The organism is Agriterribacter sp., assembly GCF_035444585.1.
Classification (GTDB): domain Bacteria; phylum Bacteroidota; class Bacteroidia; order Chitinophagales; family Chitinophagaceae; genus Agriterribacter.
Window position 1 is genome coordinate 1 of sequence record NZ_DAOMOZ010000002.1, and the last position, 13,845, is coordinate 13,845.

General features: G+C 44.2%; 10 protein-coding genes. All 10 read right to left on the bottom strand.

Annotated elements, in window-relative coordinates; all coding sequences use genetic code 11:
* Positions 1-23: 23 nt before the first annotated feature.
* Positions 24-554: a gluconate 2-dehydrogenase subunit 3 family protein gene (locus tag PLH26_RS00285; protein ID WP_324583964.1), complete on the bottom strand. Its 531-nt coding sequence runs from the start codon at positions 552-554 to the stop codon at positions 24-26.
* 376 nt (positions 555-930) lie between these two features.
* Entirely contained in the window at positions 931-2,064 is a 1,134-nt protein-coding gene (locus PLH26_RS00290; RefSeq protein ID WP_324583965.1) for an SGNH/GDSL hydrolase family protein, read from the bottom strand.
* 109 nt (positions 2,065-2,173) lie between these two features.
* Positions 2,174-3,139, bottom strand: coding sequence for a hypothetical protein (locus PLH26_RS00295; RefSeq protein WP_324583966.1), 966 nt, complete (start codon positions 3,137-3,139; stop codon positions 2,174-2,176).
* A 66-nt stretch (positions 3,140-3,205) separates the two neighbouring features.
* Positions 3,206-4,174: an IPT/TIG domain-containing protein gene (locus PLH26_RS00300; RefSeq protein ID WP_324583967.1), complete on the bottom strand. Its 969-nt coding sequence runs from the start codon at positions 4,172-4,174 to the stop codon at positions 3,206-3,208.
* Positions 4,175-4,225: 51 nt separating this feature from the next.
* Positions 4,226-5,986 carry a RagB/SusD family nutrient uptake outer membrane protein gene (locus PLH26_RS00305; RefSeq protein ID WP_324583968.1) on the bottom strand — a complete coding sequence of 587 codons (1,761 nt, stop codon included), beginning with the start codon at positions 5,984-5,986 and terminating at the stop codon, positions 4,226-4,228.
* Between the two features lie 22 nt (positions 5,987-6,008).
* Positions 6,009-9,431, bottom strand: coding sequence for a SusC/RagA family TonB-linked outer membrane protein (locus PLH26_RS00310; RefSeq protein ID WP_324583969.1), 3,423 nt, complete (start codon positions 9,429-9,431; stop codon positions 6,009-6,011).
* Between the two features lie 185 nt (positions 9,432-9,616).
* Complete coding sequence (locus PLH26_RS00315) at positions 9,617-10,774, bottom strand: FecR family protein (protein ID WP_324583970.1); 1,158 nt, start codon at positions 10,772-10,774, stop codon at positions 9,617-9,619.
* 72 nt (positions 10,775-10,846) lie between these two features.
* Positions 10,847-11,446 carry an RNA polymerase sigma factor gene (locus PLH26_RS00320; RefSeq protein ID WP_324583971.1) on the bottom strand — a complete coding sequence of 200 codons (600 nt, stop codon included), beginning with the start codon at positions 11,444-11,446 and terminating at the stop codon, positions 10,847-10,849.
* A gap of 33 nt (positions 11,447-11,479) precedes the next feature.
* Positions 11,480-11,617 (bottom strand): hypothetical protein, encoded by a 138-nt coding sequence (locus PLH26_RS00325; RefSeq protein ID WP_324583972.1) that lies wholly within the window; start codon positions 11,615-11,617, stop codon positions 11,480-11,482.
* A 53-nt stretch (positions 11,618-11,670) separates the two neighbouring features.
* Positions 11,671-13,842, bottom strand: a complete 2,172-nt coding sequence (locus tag PLH26_RS00330) for a glycosyl hydrolase (RefSeq protein ID WP_324583973.1) — start codon at positions 13,840-13,842, stop codon at positions 11,671-11,673.
* Positions 13,843-13,845 lie beyond the last annotated feature (3 nt).

Consider the following 13,845-nt stretch of genomic DNA (forward strand, 5'->3'; position numbering starts at 1 on the left):
GGCATAATTTTTATTGCGTTTTATTAACCCTTACCTACGGGAAAATATCCGTTATATCTTCCCGGAACCATTTCATATTGCTTCAGGTCTGTCATTACATATTTTGAATTGGTGAACCCCTGTATCACTCTTCGTTTGGTGATCTCAAAAAAAGTGCGAAGCGCAGGATCACTACCGGTATCCTTGAGCGTACTCTCAATAAACCGGGCTCCGGCAACAGCATCTAACTGGTTAAAGGGCTTGTTGTTTTTTTCCAGCGAGATCTTATTCAAAGAGGCAAGCCCTGCTTTAAAAGCTTTTTGATCTTTGGCGCTATGACAATCATCCACCATTTTTAAAGTAAACAAATGCAGGTTAAGATCCCTGGCTCCGGGTGCATCGGACGTTTTGGGGATCATTGCTTCGGCAACCTCTCCCAACAAGGCTTCTTCACCTACCAGTATGTCGAGGTTTTTAAGCTCAATGGATGATTTGCCGTCTCCCGCGCAGGATGGCAGCAGGTATATCCCTCCCGCAAAGATCATGAGGTTTTTTATGGCAGAACGTCGTTTCATTATTCTCCTGTTTAAAGGCTTTCAACTATCCTTTTGCAAATACCGAATTTAAAGAATAAAGGCATTTTAACCGATATTTTTATTTTTTACTATGCAAACCACATTGCAGTTTTATTGAATACCAACGATCTCATACATCACTACCCCATGCACTTCTATCGAGGTTTTTAACACCAGGCGATTATTTTTTTACCGGCAATATATCGTAGCTTTCAACTGCGCCAGTTCCTTATAATGGGGGCAGTTTTGATCTCCAAATACATAAAAACAGCTTATTCATCAGCATGAAAATTTTCTATGTCAACGGCAATGTATACTGGCTGGTCATACGGGCATTATACAGCAGAACTTCGGATCAAATAAAGCGGCTTCAGCTTTATGGTATCAGCAGAGCACTTATAACCTGGGCATACCATCGGGCAAGATAATCATTGGGATGATTAATATTATTGCCGGTCATATCCTGGTAGGCTTTATGACGCAGCAGCTCTTCATGAATGGAAGTCATATCTGCAATGGCGATACCCTGACCGGTTAATGCGGTAACCGGCTTTAGATATTCCCGCTGGATCTGGCTGTGGACAGCTTCGGGGTTGGCCAGTATCGTTGAAATTACTATAAACTCGCATTGAGGATTTGCCGACCTTGCCGTTTGTATAATACCTTTGATCTGCTCAATAAAAATTTCGGGAGGCACTTTGCCTGTACCGTCATTCATGCCAAAACCGATAATCACTAAGTCCGGGTTTTCTACATTCACCAGGGTGTTAGTATTTTCCAAACCCCATTTAGCAGACATTCCTCCCTTTGATACATTTTTAAATGGAACAGCATTGCCATAATGATTACGCAGGTTATAGACAACCATTTCGGGCCAGGTTGGCAAAAAAGGCGCCTGGTCTAAGGTGACGCTGGAGTTAGCTCCCGTTTCGATACTATTACCGTAAAACACTATTTTCAATGGCTGCCTGGTGTTGAGTTTGGCAAAAGCAGCCGGCAAAAGATTTTCAGCATAAGCCGGCCGGGGGCCTTCCCAGGTACTGGTCTTTTTCTTAATATACGTAACGGCCAATTGCCGGGATTGCAACAATCCCCGTTCGCTGAATAATACAAAACGCCCTTGTTCTTTCGCCGGTAAGGAAGTTCCTTCCTTCTTTTGATCAAATATCAATTCGTTTCGGGTAAACCAGGGGATAGCGCTTTTTGCTGTCAATACAATCTTTCCGTTCTTATATTTCCAGTCCTTTCCTTTTTTATATTCCTTTTGCAGGTAGGTATCTTTTACCGTAATGATCTTCTTTGCTTTGAATAGTAACCGTCCCTCCGCATTTTTATCGCCGTCTTTTATGGGCTGAACGGCTTCACTATATATCGTATCGGCTTTCCAGAAGGGTTGCAGAAAATGATGCATATTCACATACCCTTCCCGGGCAGGACGGTCATTCTGCGACAATGCTAATTGCGGGCATATTGATATCATGAATCCAACAGCAATTATTATTCTATGCATATCTCATGAATGAATTGTAAAACAATATAAACAATCGTTGAATATCACTATAGGGGTTCCGAACCTTTGAAAGGTTCGGAACCCAGACTTCTCTGTCAGCCTTATCTTTTTACCGTATATACTTCAGGTCGAAACCTTTGAATTCAAATCCCGCGTCAAAAGTACCCGGCACTTCCCAGCCGAGGTTCATGCCACTGATACGGATATCATCTATATAAGCGCCTTTTAAATATCCACGCTCTTTTGCAATATCAAACGCCTTTACCATCAATGGCTTCAAATCCTTCCCGATCTTTATCCAGTTGCCATCGTGAAAACTGCCTTGTATAAAATCGGTGGTAGCAATACTGTATATGAACATACCTGTCGCATCATCTTTCCCGATATCCTTTGCCGCGTATACTTCCTGTTGCCTGCTACGGTAATCATAAAAAGGCACGCCAAACCACACCAGTTCACCGTAGCTCGGCGATTGCGGGTTAAGGTTTTGCAGGGTAATGAATAACTGGAACTGAGCGGTATGTAGTCCTGTATCAAAACTGCCGGCCGGCATTTTTGAAACACACTCAACCAATCGCCCTTCAAAGTTCAGTAAAAGTTGATCCATGTTTTTCAAAAATGGTTTTTCCGCAAATTCCTGCTCAATCAGTAAATGCGGCCAACCTTCCCCGCTTTTACGCGGATGATCGTATTCAGCGGAGGCTTTCACATCCATACGGATCCTGGTGGTATTATCTTCCCGTTCAAACGAAACCAATTTGCCCGCATTTTCATATAACTTAACTCCATCCTTTTCTACGAGGTCGCTTTGATGCAACAAATATTTACTGGCCCATTCAGCCAATTGCCAGGTGGGCTTATTGCTCTTTTTACCAAAAGGATATAACACCTCACCCACTGAAGGCGCCCCGCTCACATCTCCTTTTAAATAAAGCCCTGCTTCAAAACTATGATCGCCCAATAAAGAAACCGGTGTAGCTGCAGGATCGCCCGTACCGGAAGTAGTTGAATTTATTTTTTTACAACAGGATGCCAGCATCATACAACCGACAAGTATAGAAACAAAAGATTTCATATTAATATCTTAATACATCAACAACACCGGCAGGCAAGGCAGGCATTGCTGATGTTCGTAAAAAAATCATTGCAGCTCAAGCAGTAAATTATCAAAATAAATATTGGTAGGATTAGCCAACCCAAAATAATAGAAGCCCGGAACTCCGCCCACATAAGGATCGTTATCAGTAAAGCTGCGATCCATAATAATGCCATTGCTGTCCGGGTCGGTAATTTTAATGGTAATTTTTCCTGCAGTTGATGAAGAAACTTCCACATGATATTTTTTATCATCGGACAAGCCTTCAAAATTATCGCTCATCATAATAGCAGCCCAGTCGCCCAGCCCGTTAGCACCGGTTTTCAATAACTGCACTAATGTTCCTGCAGTTCTTAAAAGATAAAATCTTTTATTGTCTTCCTGCGCGTTAAATATTATACCCCCAAATGAACCGCCCCCGGAAACAGTAATATCGGCGGCAAGCTTAAAGTAATTATCACTGCCGGCTTTCATATCCACTTCAGGAGCACGATACAGCATATAACTTTCCAGTCCGCCCACATGCGTAGCCAGCCGGTTGTCTTCCAAAGCAAACATCCCTGTCACAATTTCCCAGTCCCCGCCAATTGGATTGGGCACAACGGATTTATCAACCAGATCTATATCTGCACGGTCAAAATCGTCCTGGAACTTTTTTATCTTCACCAGGTTAAGATTTTTTTTGTTGGAAATCTTACCATTGCTCCTCACTGTTACACCGGCAGATTTTACAGCCAGGTCTGGAACGATTACGATTATAGCCGTATCGCTCACTGATTCTGCAGGAATAACAGTTTGATTAAACCTGATAATATTCTTTTCGGGGTCGGAAGAAAAATTCAATCCTTTAATTGTCAGTAAATCGCCCGGAGCCGCATTTTCAGGAACAAATGCCAATATTCTAGGGATCGGTGCATTATTAACCGGCAGGTCATTATCCTCTCTATTACAGGAACCCATGCCTGCAGTTGCAACCACCAGCAATGCAATGATTATATAATTTTTGATAGCCATATACTTCTGTTTCAAAAAAAATGAACAATAAATAATACCACTATACCGTACTTACCAACCCGGGTTTTGCTGCCACTGGGGCATAAGGGTCAGCTCACTTAACGGGATAGGGATGATCAGATAATTATCTGTTGCCGTTTTTCTTCTACCGACCACAATTCTTTTACCGGTAAACTGCCCCTCTCCGGTCTTTGTCCATTCAACACCTGTAGTCAGCTTATCTGTTTGCCCGATAATTTTCCATCGTCTCACATCCCATATCCTGTGTTCTTCAAAGGATAGCTCCACCCTGCGCTCCCTGTGAATACGCTCTCTCATCTGTTCTTTGGTTAACCCTGCAGGCAACGGCGGCATATTGACCCGTGCCCGAACTGTATTAACAGCGTCGTAAACTTCAACCGTAGGGCCATACGCTTCATTAGCTGCTTCGGCATAGTTCAGGTATATTTCACCCAGCCTGTATTTTTTAAATAAAGCCGTACCAGTATAGGGATCTAATTGTTTGGGATCGCGAAACTTGCGCAGGTAATATCCGTTATGCGTTCTTTGCATGAGGTTTGAAATACCGTCTGCTCCGCCTACATAAGACTGAATGCGGTATGGTTGGCCATTAATTTCACCATAATAAGCATCGTTATACCAAACTGTTGCATAAAAGCGGGGATCGCGGTTTACATAAGGATGCGCTTCGTCATAACCCGAAGCAGCATTGATAATAGGCTGAAGATGATCTTCATCCTGGTAGCCGAGAATAGGTATTTCTCCATTGTCCATATCATAAGCATCCACCAGTTCCTGCGAGGGGCTGCATCCTGCTTTATCACCACCTAACGTGGGAATGGCATGCATCCGGAACATCAGGTGACTAAAATCCGGGGTACCATTAAATGTTTTGATCTCATAGATCGTTTCCTTATCACCAGGATTAGGACTAAGATCAGACCGCCCGAAAAAGTAGGCTTCGTATTGTGGGTATAACTGGTAGCCGGCTCCCGTAAGCGCTTCCAGCGATTGTTTTGAATAGTCGGCAGCCATAGCCCAGCGGCTTTCATCTCCCTCCGGATTCCATAAAGGACTGGCACTGAAAAGCAGGGCTTGTGAACGAACGGAATGTGCAACCGCTTTGGTAAACCGCCCTCTTTCCGGCTCAGTTACAATGCGCCAGGGAAAGGCCGCTTCCGCTATCGCTTCATCACAATCCTGTTTTATAAAATCAACACACTCTTTAAACGATTGCCGCGGGAGGTCTTCAAATTTAAACTCTTCTGTAAAAGGTTTGTCTACCACAGGCATTCCGCCATACATCTTAATCAGTTCCAGGTAAAAGAAGGCACGCAGTGTTTTAGCTTCCGCGATCAGCCGCAACTTGGTATTGGGATTGGCGTATACTGTTTGGTCAATATTTGCCAGGAAAACATTGGCCAAACGAATGGCTTTCCATGCATTACGATAATAATAACCATTGGACGCGGGGTCGTTCCTGCCCACCGTTCCGGGTATATCCATGGGGTTCCAGTTGGGTCTCAGCTCACCGGCATACCAGCGGGCCGGGGCGCGGCCCATATCCTGCGGGTAATCGTTATCGTGAGCTTCATCCGAATAGCCGGCCAACATGGTCCAATAATCATAAGCCGTACCATAATGCTGCATATTGGAATAGATAGAGTTTACATACTCCGAAGCCATCATCTCATCTTTAAAAACCTGGTCTATGGTTATGCGGCCATCAGGCATAAGATCCAGCGGATCTTTTTTGCAGGCGCCGATCAGCAATGCCGCCATCAGCAATATATTAAGTGCTATATTTTTCATCTTATGTTTGTAAAAGGATTAATCAAAAAGTTATATTCACTCCGGAATTAAACACCTGGTAGACCGGGTAACTGAGGGAATTATTGATTTCAGGATCAAAATCTTTTGTACGCATTTTGTCCCATGTGACCAGGTTAAACCCATTGGCATAAAAACGCACTTCCTTACTACCGATCTTACGCACCCATTTTTCCGGCAGGCGATACCCTATTTCCGCATTTTTCAACCGTACAAAACTGCGATCCTCTATAAAGAATTCATTGAAGTCGTTCTCGCTTGAGCTGCCACCTGTTGTTAACCGGGGATACAGTATTTTTTCACCTTTCGCTGCCCGTTCCACAGTCCATGCATATAAATGGCGTTGCCTGAAATCGGAAGTGCTCATGGTACCATAGCCAGACAGGGGCTGGGATACATTGAAGTTGCCCTGGAATAAAAAGGAAACATCAAAGTTTTTATATGTAATGCTAAAAGCTGCTCCCAGGGTGTATTCCGGAATGGCAGAATAACCTATGGGAACCATATCCCGCTCATCAATAACCTTGTCTCCATTGGTATCCACATATTTAAAGTCACCGGGTCTGACCGTATAGCCTGTATAGCTTAAACCTTCATCAGCAATTTCCTCGTAGCTTGTATAATACCCATCGCGCAGCTTATAACCAAATATCTGCCCCAAACGAGACCCTGTTTGGCGATACCGGTAAGCATAATCATCAGGATATTGCAATTCATCAGAGAACAATACTTTATTACGGGCAAAATTGAAATTGAGTTTTGAAAGCACCGACCAGTTTCTGTTAATCGCTTTACGATAGTTCAGCTCAATCTCGTATCCTTTGTTTTCCACAACGCCCATATTTACAGGTGCCATACGACCGGGCTCAATACCATACACCATAGGAATGGTTTGCCGGCTGATCAAAATATTATCCCTTCTTTCTTTAAACACATCAATCATGATATTAAGATCGCTATGCAGAAAACCCAGTTCCAAACCAATATTGGCTTTTTTAGCTATCTCCCATTGAATATTGGGGTTACCGATATAGTTTTCGGCTATATATCCACCACGTCCTAACGACGGGCTAAAGCCACCGCCACCAATACGTTGTATATCATCTAAGTACAAAAAGCGCCTGTCGCCCAGCCGGTCGCTTCCTACTTTTCCATAAGATGCCCTGATCTTGAGCAATGAAATGATCTCACTGGATTTTAAAAAGTCTTCGTTAGATACCACCCAGCCTCCGGATACGGTAGGAAATAAACCATAACGCCTACCTTTGGCAAACTGCTCCGACCCATTGTAGCCTGCATTGAATTCCAGTAAATATTTACTATCATAAGCATACGCTGCCCTCATGGATATCCCCCTGAGATTATAGGGCAATCTGTCGTTGGGTAACACCCTTGTTTCCTGCTGTGCCAGCAATAACCCCGTAAAAGCGTGCTTTTGTTTGAATACCCTGCTGTAGTCAACAGACAACTGGAAATTGAAGAAAGACTGAAAATTAGATCCACTGCCAATACTCAATGGCGTGTTATCTCTATCCAGGAATAAGCGGGTATACTGTACACTATCCATCCCTTCATGGTTAGGCGTGTTAGGGTCAATGATCTGTATCCAGCGCTGGTAATCTTTCCCGGCTGTGAGCGAATAAACAGTACGGGTGTCAAATGAAGCCATAAATTTGGCGGAAAGCCCTTGTGTTAAAAATCCGAAATCCTGCTTTAATCCCCATGACGCGGTGATATTATTCCTCGTTTCCTGGCGGTAACCGCTCCTGTTGATCATTGCCCAGGGCGACTCGTTATAATTACCCGGGCCTATCAGCACTTCGCCGGAGGGCGTTAACGGGCCAGGCAATACTACCGGGAAAAAAGCATACGTTCTGCGAAATATTTCATCCGTATTGGCATTCGGCGAGTTTACCCTTTCAAAATAACCTGCCGCATTTAAAAAAGTACTCAAAGTACCCGCCTTGTTGAGTTTAGCATCAATATTAGAACGGAAATTATACCTTCTTAAAAAGCTGGAGGGGTCGTAATCTGTAACGCTGGGGTCAACCTTCCATTGACCGCCCTGGTCTAAAAAGCCAACGTTCACAAAATACTGCACATATTCGCTACCGCCCGACAGATTAAGATTATAACGCTTCTGCGCCACATACTCATTGATGAGCATTTTTTGCCAGTTATTATTGGGATACGCTTCAGGATATTCTCGGTACATAAACCTGTCCAAAGCATATTCTGAATACGGCGGCTGGTTGACGGGATCGTCGGGATCAATACCCGGGTTATCATTGGACCAGGCTTCATTCTTCAGTCGCGCCCAGTCATAAGAATTGACCATTGAAGGCGACCGGGTAAATCCCTGCAACCCGTATTCATACGTTAATCCGATGCTTGGCTTGCCGCTCGCTCCTCTTTTAGTGGTAACCAATATTACCCCGTTAGCGCCGCGTACACCAAACAAAGCGGTTGATGAAGCGTCTTTTAAGATAGTTACATTTTCTACTTCATTGGGATCTATATAGGTCATTTCGCGTTCCACACCATCCACGAGAATAATAGGCGCGGTTCCGTTGAGCGTGCCGATCCCTCTTAAAAATAATGCGGTGGCATCGCGCCCGGGCTCGCCGCTTCTTTGCAAGGCAGTTAAGCCAGGTAGCCTGCCCGCAAGTGTAACCGCCAGATTAGCTGCGGGACTTTGCTTGATCTCCCTGGTTGAAATAGAAGCAATAGCGCCTGTTACCGAAATTTTCTTCTGCTTACCGTATGCCACTACCACCACATCTCCCAAAGAGCCTGCGGAAGGAGTTAATACCAGATTGATAGTTCTCTGGTTTCCTACAACCATCTCCTGGCTATCGTAGCCTACGTACGAAAACACCAGCACCGCGTTGCCATCTGGAACCTGGATGGAGAATACGCCATTGCCGTCGGTAGTGGTTCCGCTATTGCTTCCCTTCACCACCACACTTACATTACTCAATGCCTCACCGTCAGGGTTCATTACAATACCAGTGATCGTAATGTCGGCAGGTGGCTGACCCGCCTGCTCCTGCGGAGAAGCTGTTTTATTATTAACCCTTTTTACTACAATTGTTTTATTAAATATTTTATACGCTAACGGCAGGTTTTTGAAGCCTTCCTCCAGCGTATGCTCTACACCTGCATTCACTACCGAAATACTTGCGATCCTGATATCCTTTAACTGGAGATCATCATACAAAAAGCTATACCCTGCTTGCTTTTTAATAAGTTGCAGGAAATGAGAAACTGTGAGATTTTTTTCATTGATCGTTAATTGCTGGCTGTAAGTTTTGGCACTTACCTGTAAAGTAGCAATGATCAATAAAGCAACAGTTAGTTTCATGGCTAAGACAATACAGGGATTGACCGGAAATACCGATCCCGTCCCTTTAGGTTTAAAATTCATACTTTTGCTTTGTTAGTTGTAAACGTTAGGGGTTTTTAAACATCATGTGTACAAATCCCTGCGTATAGCGGGTAGTGGCTCTAATCACTGCCCGTTTTTATGGGATATGCAGAATAAAAAACTAAGGTCAAATCATAATGGCTGTTTTGGTTATAAATTAGTTTATTGAAAATCAGTATTACACTTCATTCCTTTATTGTTAATACTTTGCCCTGCAATGCGAATTTCACTTCTGAAAACCGTAGAATTTCCAACAGCTCAGACAGTTTGACATTTCGGGGCAGCTCACCGTTAAATCGTTTTTCAGGAATACGCCCCTCATATTCAACAGTAATATCGTACCAGCGTTCCACCTGCTTCATCACGGTTTGAATATCCATGTATTTAAAATTGAACCACCCGTTTTTCCATGCCAGTTCAGCGTCCATATCTACATCCTTCACCAGCCGGGTAATATCCCCGGTTACCTGGGCCTGCTGCCCGGGTAATAAGGTCAGCTTATGTTCACCGTGAGACAGTTGAACAGATCCTTCAGCGAGCGTGGTTTTCATTACTGCTTCATTTTCGTAAGCCATCACGTTAAAATGAGTGCCCAACACTTCGATAGTGGTTTTTCCTGCCGTTACCGTAAAGGGGCGCCGGGGGTCGGGCGCTACTTCCAGGTATACTTCGCCGGTGATCGTTATGTCGCGCTTCTTATTGCTGAATACAGTAGGAAAATAAACAGAGGAAGCGGCATTCAGCCAAACCCGGGTGCCATCCGGCAATGTCATATGATACTGCCTTCCTTTGGGAGTGGTCATGGTATTATACACTACTTCTCCGGCAATGCGCTCCTTTACTTCATAGGCAAGCTGTCCGTTTTTAAGAACGGCCTGCACTCCATTCTGTGTGGCTACCACCCCATTATCCAGGCTGTCGAGCAGCAGATGGGTACCATCCGCAAGCGTAAGGATAGCGCCGTCCCTGCCGGGCTCTACATCAACAACCGTCGCAATTGCGGGAGCAGGTGCATTGCTTTTTTTATTGATTGTACGGAATACCAGCACAGACGCCAGGATCAATACAACTGAGGCGGCGCTCCAGCCCCAGCGGCGGAGAGAATATATCCTGAAGACTGTTGACCGGTTTTTACGTTGCTGCAAAAGCCCGAAAATACGTTCGCGGAGCGCTTCATCCTCTTCCACCTCAAAAGATATATCCAGCGCTTCCTTAACAACTTTCTCCAGGTCAGCCCGGTATTCCTTCTTTTCAATCATATCAAACAGTTGCTCCTGTTCCTCTGCCAGTATAGCATTGGTCAGGTATTTGTCAATCAACTCCTGGAATTTGTTCGCGGACATAATAAAAATGCTTGCTTGTTGAACAGTAAAGACAGCTATCAATGAAAACAGGTGCAGTGGAGCTTAAAAAAATTATTTCACAAATGCCGCGAGCAGCCAAATAACCATTAAAGTACGATCGGTGCGGCGATATACGTATTCCCTGATGCTGTTGAGGGCGCGTATGATATGACTTTTTACGGTAGCCGGAGCAATATGCAACCGCTCCGCTATCTCTGCATAGGTCAGCCCCTGCTCACGGCTCAGTCTAAAAACCAATGCCTGCTGGGGAGGCAGCCTGTTGACGGCATCCTGTATGATTTCCGAAACCTGCTTGTATTCCAGCATGCTGGAAGGAGTAAGATAATCTTCGGGAACCACGTCTTTTATCTGCTGAATGCCTTTTCTTGAAGAAACGATCCGCTCCAGGATATTTATAATAGTATTACGGGCTACAATAAAAAGCCAGGCATCCAGATTTTCCACTTCGGGAAGCTTATTTCTTTTTTCCCAAAGCTTAATGAATACCTGCTGCACAGCATCCTGCGCCTGATCAGGAGCCTTTAAAAAGCTCAGCGCTACATGGTATATCTTACTCCAATAGCGATCAAACACCAACTTATATGCTTCCTCATCTCCCTCGGCTACACGTTTAAGCAGTTCCTTTTCCGTATATGGTTGAAAAGACGACAATCAATAACTCCTTTGTATATTTTGACCGCAATACTATAAAAAATTCCACAAGAAGTCCTTAGCAAAGAAATCATCGGCATCATTCAACCCTGTTTTTACTCCCCGGCAATATATAAGCACATCCAGTTGTTGCCCGTTGGCTTCCGTTCCTATATATGGCTTACGCGACATCGTCGTCCAGTATTTCCAACCTCAATTTTTCTGAACAAGTGTCGGTAGCATACTTAATCTTCCCGTATAATCAGACTTTCAAAAGGTCCCAGGTGTACCTTCTTATTCCGTAAGAACCGATTTGCTTCTCCGGTCTGAGGATTCCAGCACATCCATGACCCACCTTTTTTTATTGCTACGTCCAACTCTTTGGGATGCGAATTGTCATTAGTAATCAGGTAAATATTTTTACCTGCAACTATCTTCTGACTACAGAAAACGTTTTCTTTTGGAAAAACCACGATCTCTTTCTCTATCAGACGGTTTAAAAGATCATCCAAACCATAAGGCTCAAAACGTTTTTCGAAAAAGAAACTGCTGTGTTTGCCCGGCTTCGGTTGCAGCAGATCAATAACATACTTTTTTATTACGGGAGAAGGGAAAGCAGAAAATGAGTTTTCGGGGGTAGCATATATAGCAATCACTTTGCCCCCTTTGTTACAAAAATCTGATATTCTTTTCATTGCCTCTTCAGAAATGGTTTCCACTCCGGGTAAGATCAATACATCCCAGCTCAACTGGCCATGGCTCAATTTTCCGTTCTCAACTACAGATTCGCATATGCCCTGGTTATCAATATAGGAAAACTCCCATTGGTTTTCATACAACAGGTTGCTTACACGAACGAACAACTTATCTAATTGCTGGGCCTCATCAGCGCCTCCCTGAACATCATCCCAGCCACGCAATGATGAAGGTTGTGGGCGATACTTCGACCATAGGGTCTCCACAGGGTAATACACCGCTATGCGGGATGCACGAACTCCACCTGACGTCATCATGCTGACACGGGCGACATAGGTGTTGAATGCTGTCTTACCTGCATCATTTTCATGCTGCAACTTCATATAATTATTGAATTTGGTCACTCCCGCAACCAACTGGCGGTTGATTACCCCTTTGGCATGCAAGGTTGGCGCTTCTTTACCTGAATGGATTGCATAATCAGGAACAGGACATACTTCGGACATTACCATTGAATTGCCTTCAAGCTCGGCAGCCGATGAAGCCATACGACCGGAGATCATGTACCGCCGTGTAAAGTCTGGCATAACGGTAAGCACATCAATACCGGGCATATCCATTTGTCTAAAACATGACATAATATCTCCATACAGCGGCGCACATGCCATCATAGACTCTTCCACCAACAGATGTCCTCCTGTTTTCATATTTTGAGTGTGGCAGTACTCTTTGATCTTTTTAAAGTAATTCGAACTCATAAAATCCGAAATAATGCTAAAATATTGCACTCGTAATTTTTTCCCCTCACTTCCACTGTCCAGCATCAGGGGGACAAGACGATCCTCCAGGCTATAGCCGTAACGCTTTTTAAACTCTTTACTGACATTATCTTTCCAGGGATATACCCCGTAGCCCAGGTTGTTATAAGGCATAGCCATAGAAGAGGGTTCGTCTGTAAAAGTGGAAAAGAATAAATCGCCAAGCAGTCCACCTGAAGCCTTTGCGTATTTTTTATGGGTTAATTCAATAAAACGATTGGTAACTTCCGGCAGCAGCAGGCTGGGATAATGGAGCACTTCTCCCGCCCTGTTGGTTCCCGCCTGAAAACCATGATACAACGTTCCTGATGATACCTGCACAACTTTCCATTTTCCCCCTGGTGCATTCCATTCAAGCATGCTGTTTTTTAGGTGGCTGCGAAGATCTTCGCTTTTGTTAAGTTGTGCCACTCCGCTTTTTTGCGGAAGCGCAACAGCGATAACAGGATTTCCCGGCAGAGACTGCATGCAAATTTCCCCCGGACCGGTTATTACCGTATCCTTAAAAAACAAACCTTCAGATTCCCATTCGGGGTGTTCTGAAAGGATGTGACCACCTGCCATTCCGGAAGGATATCCTTTTTCGTCGTACAGCCATATTTCCATGCCTTTATTCCTGGCTGAACGAACAAAGCGGAAGAAAGACGAAAACGCTTCACCATTCTTCAAATAATCTTTTGTCCAGTTGACATTAGTGGCCATACCACCATATCCGCAACGCAATAAAGAATCCAGCAGCGCATCCTGCTTTTCAGGTTCGTAAGGTGAACGATGAACATTCAGGTTCATATGATACGGCAAAGGAGGATTTCTGAATTTTTCGGCCATGCTGTCGCCGGTTGTTTGAGCGTGGCCGACGAAAAGAACAATGCTCAGGCAAAAACCCGTCAATAGAAGTTTCATGAA

Bases quoted from the DNA above. Each gene is read 5' to 3' on its own strand.
- PLH26_RS00285 (WP_324583964.1), bottom strand. From the start codon at position 554: ATGAAACGACGTTCTGCCATAAAAAACCTCATGATCTTTGCGGGAGGG.
- PLH26_RS00290 (WP_324583965.1), bottom strand. From the start codon at position 2,064: ATGCATAGAATAATAATTGCTGTTGGATTCATGATATCAATATGCCCG.
- PLH26_RS00295 (WP_324583966.1), bottom strand. From the start codon at position 3,139: ATGAAATCTTTTGTTTCTATACTTGTCGGTTGTATGATGCTGGCATCC.
- PLH26_RS00300 (WP_324583967.1), bottom strand. From the start codon at position 4,174: ATGGCTATCAAAAATTATATAATCATTGCATTGCTGGTGGTTGCAACT.
- PLH26_RS00305 (WP_324583968.1), bottom strand. From the start codon at position 5,986: ATGAAAAATATAGCACTTAATATATTGCTGATGGCGGCATTGCTGATC.
- PLH26_RS00310 (WP_324583969.1), bottom strand. From the start codon at position 9,431: ATGAATTTTAAACCTAAAGGGACGGGATCGGTATTTCCGGTCAATCCC.
- PLH26_RS00315 (WP_324583970.1), bottom strand. From the start codon at position 10,774: ATGTCCGCGAACAAATTCCAGGAGTTGATTGACAAATACCTGACCAAT.
- PLH26_RS00325 (WP_324583972.1), bottom strand. From the start codon at position 11,617: ATGTCGCGTAAGCCATATATAGGAACGGAAGCCAACGGGCAACAACTG.
- PLH26_RS00330 (WP_324583973.1), bottom strand. From the start codon at position 13,842: ATGAAACTTCTATTGACGGGTTTTTGCCTGAGCATTGTTCTTTTCGTC.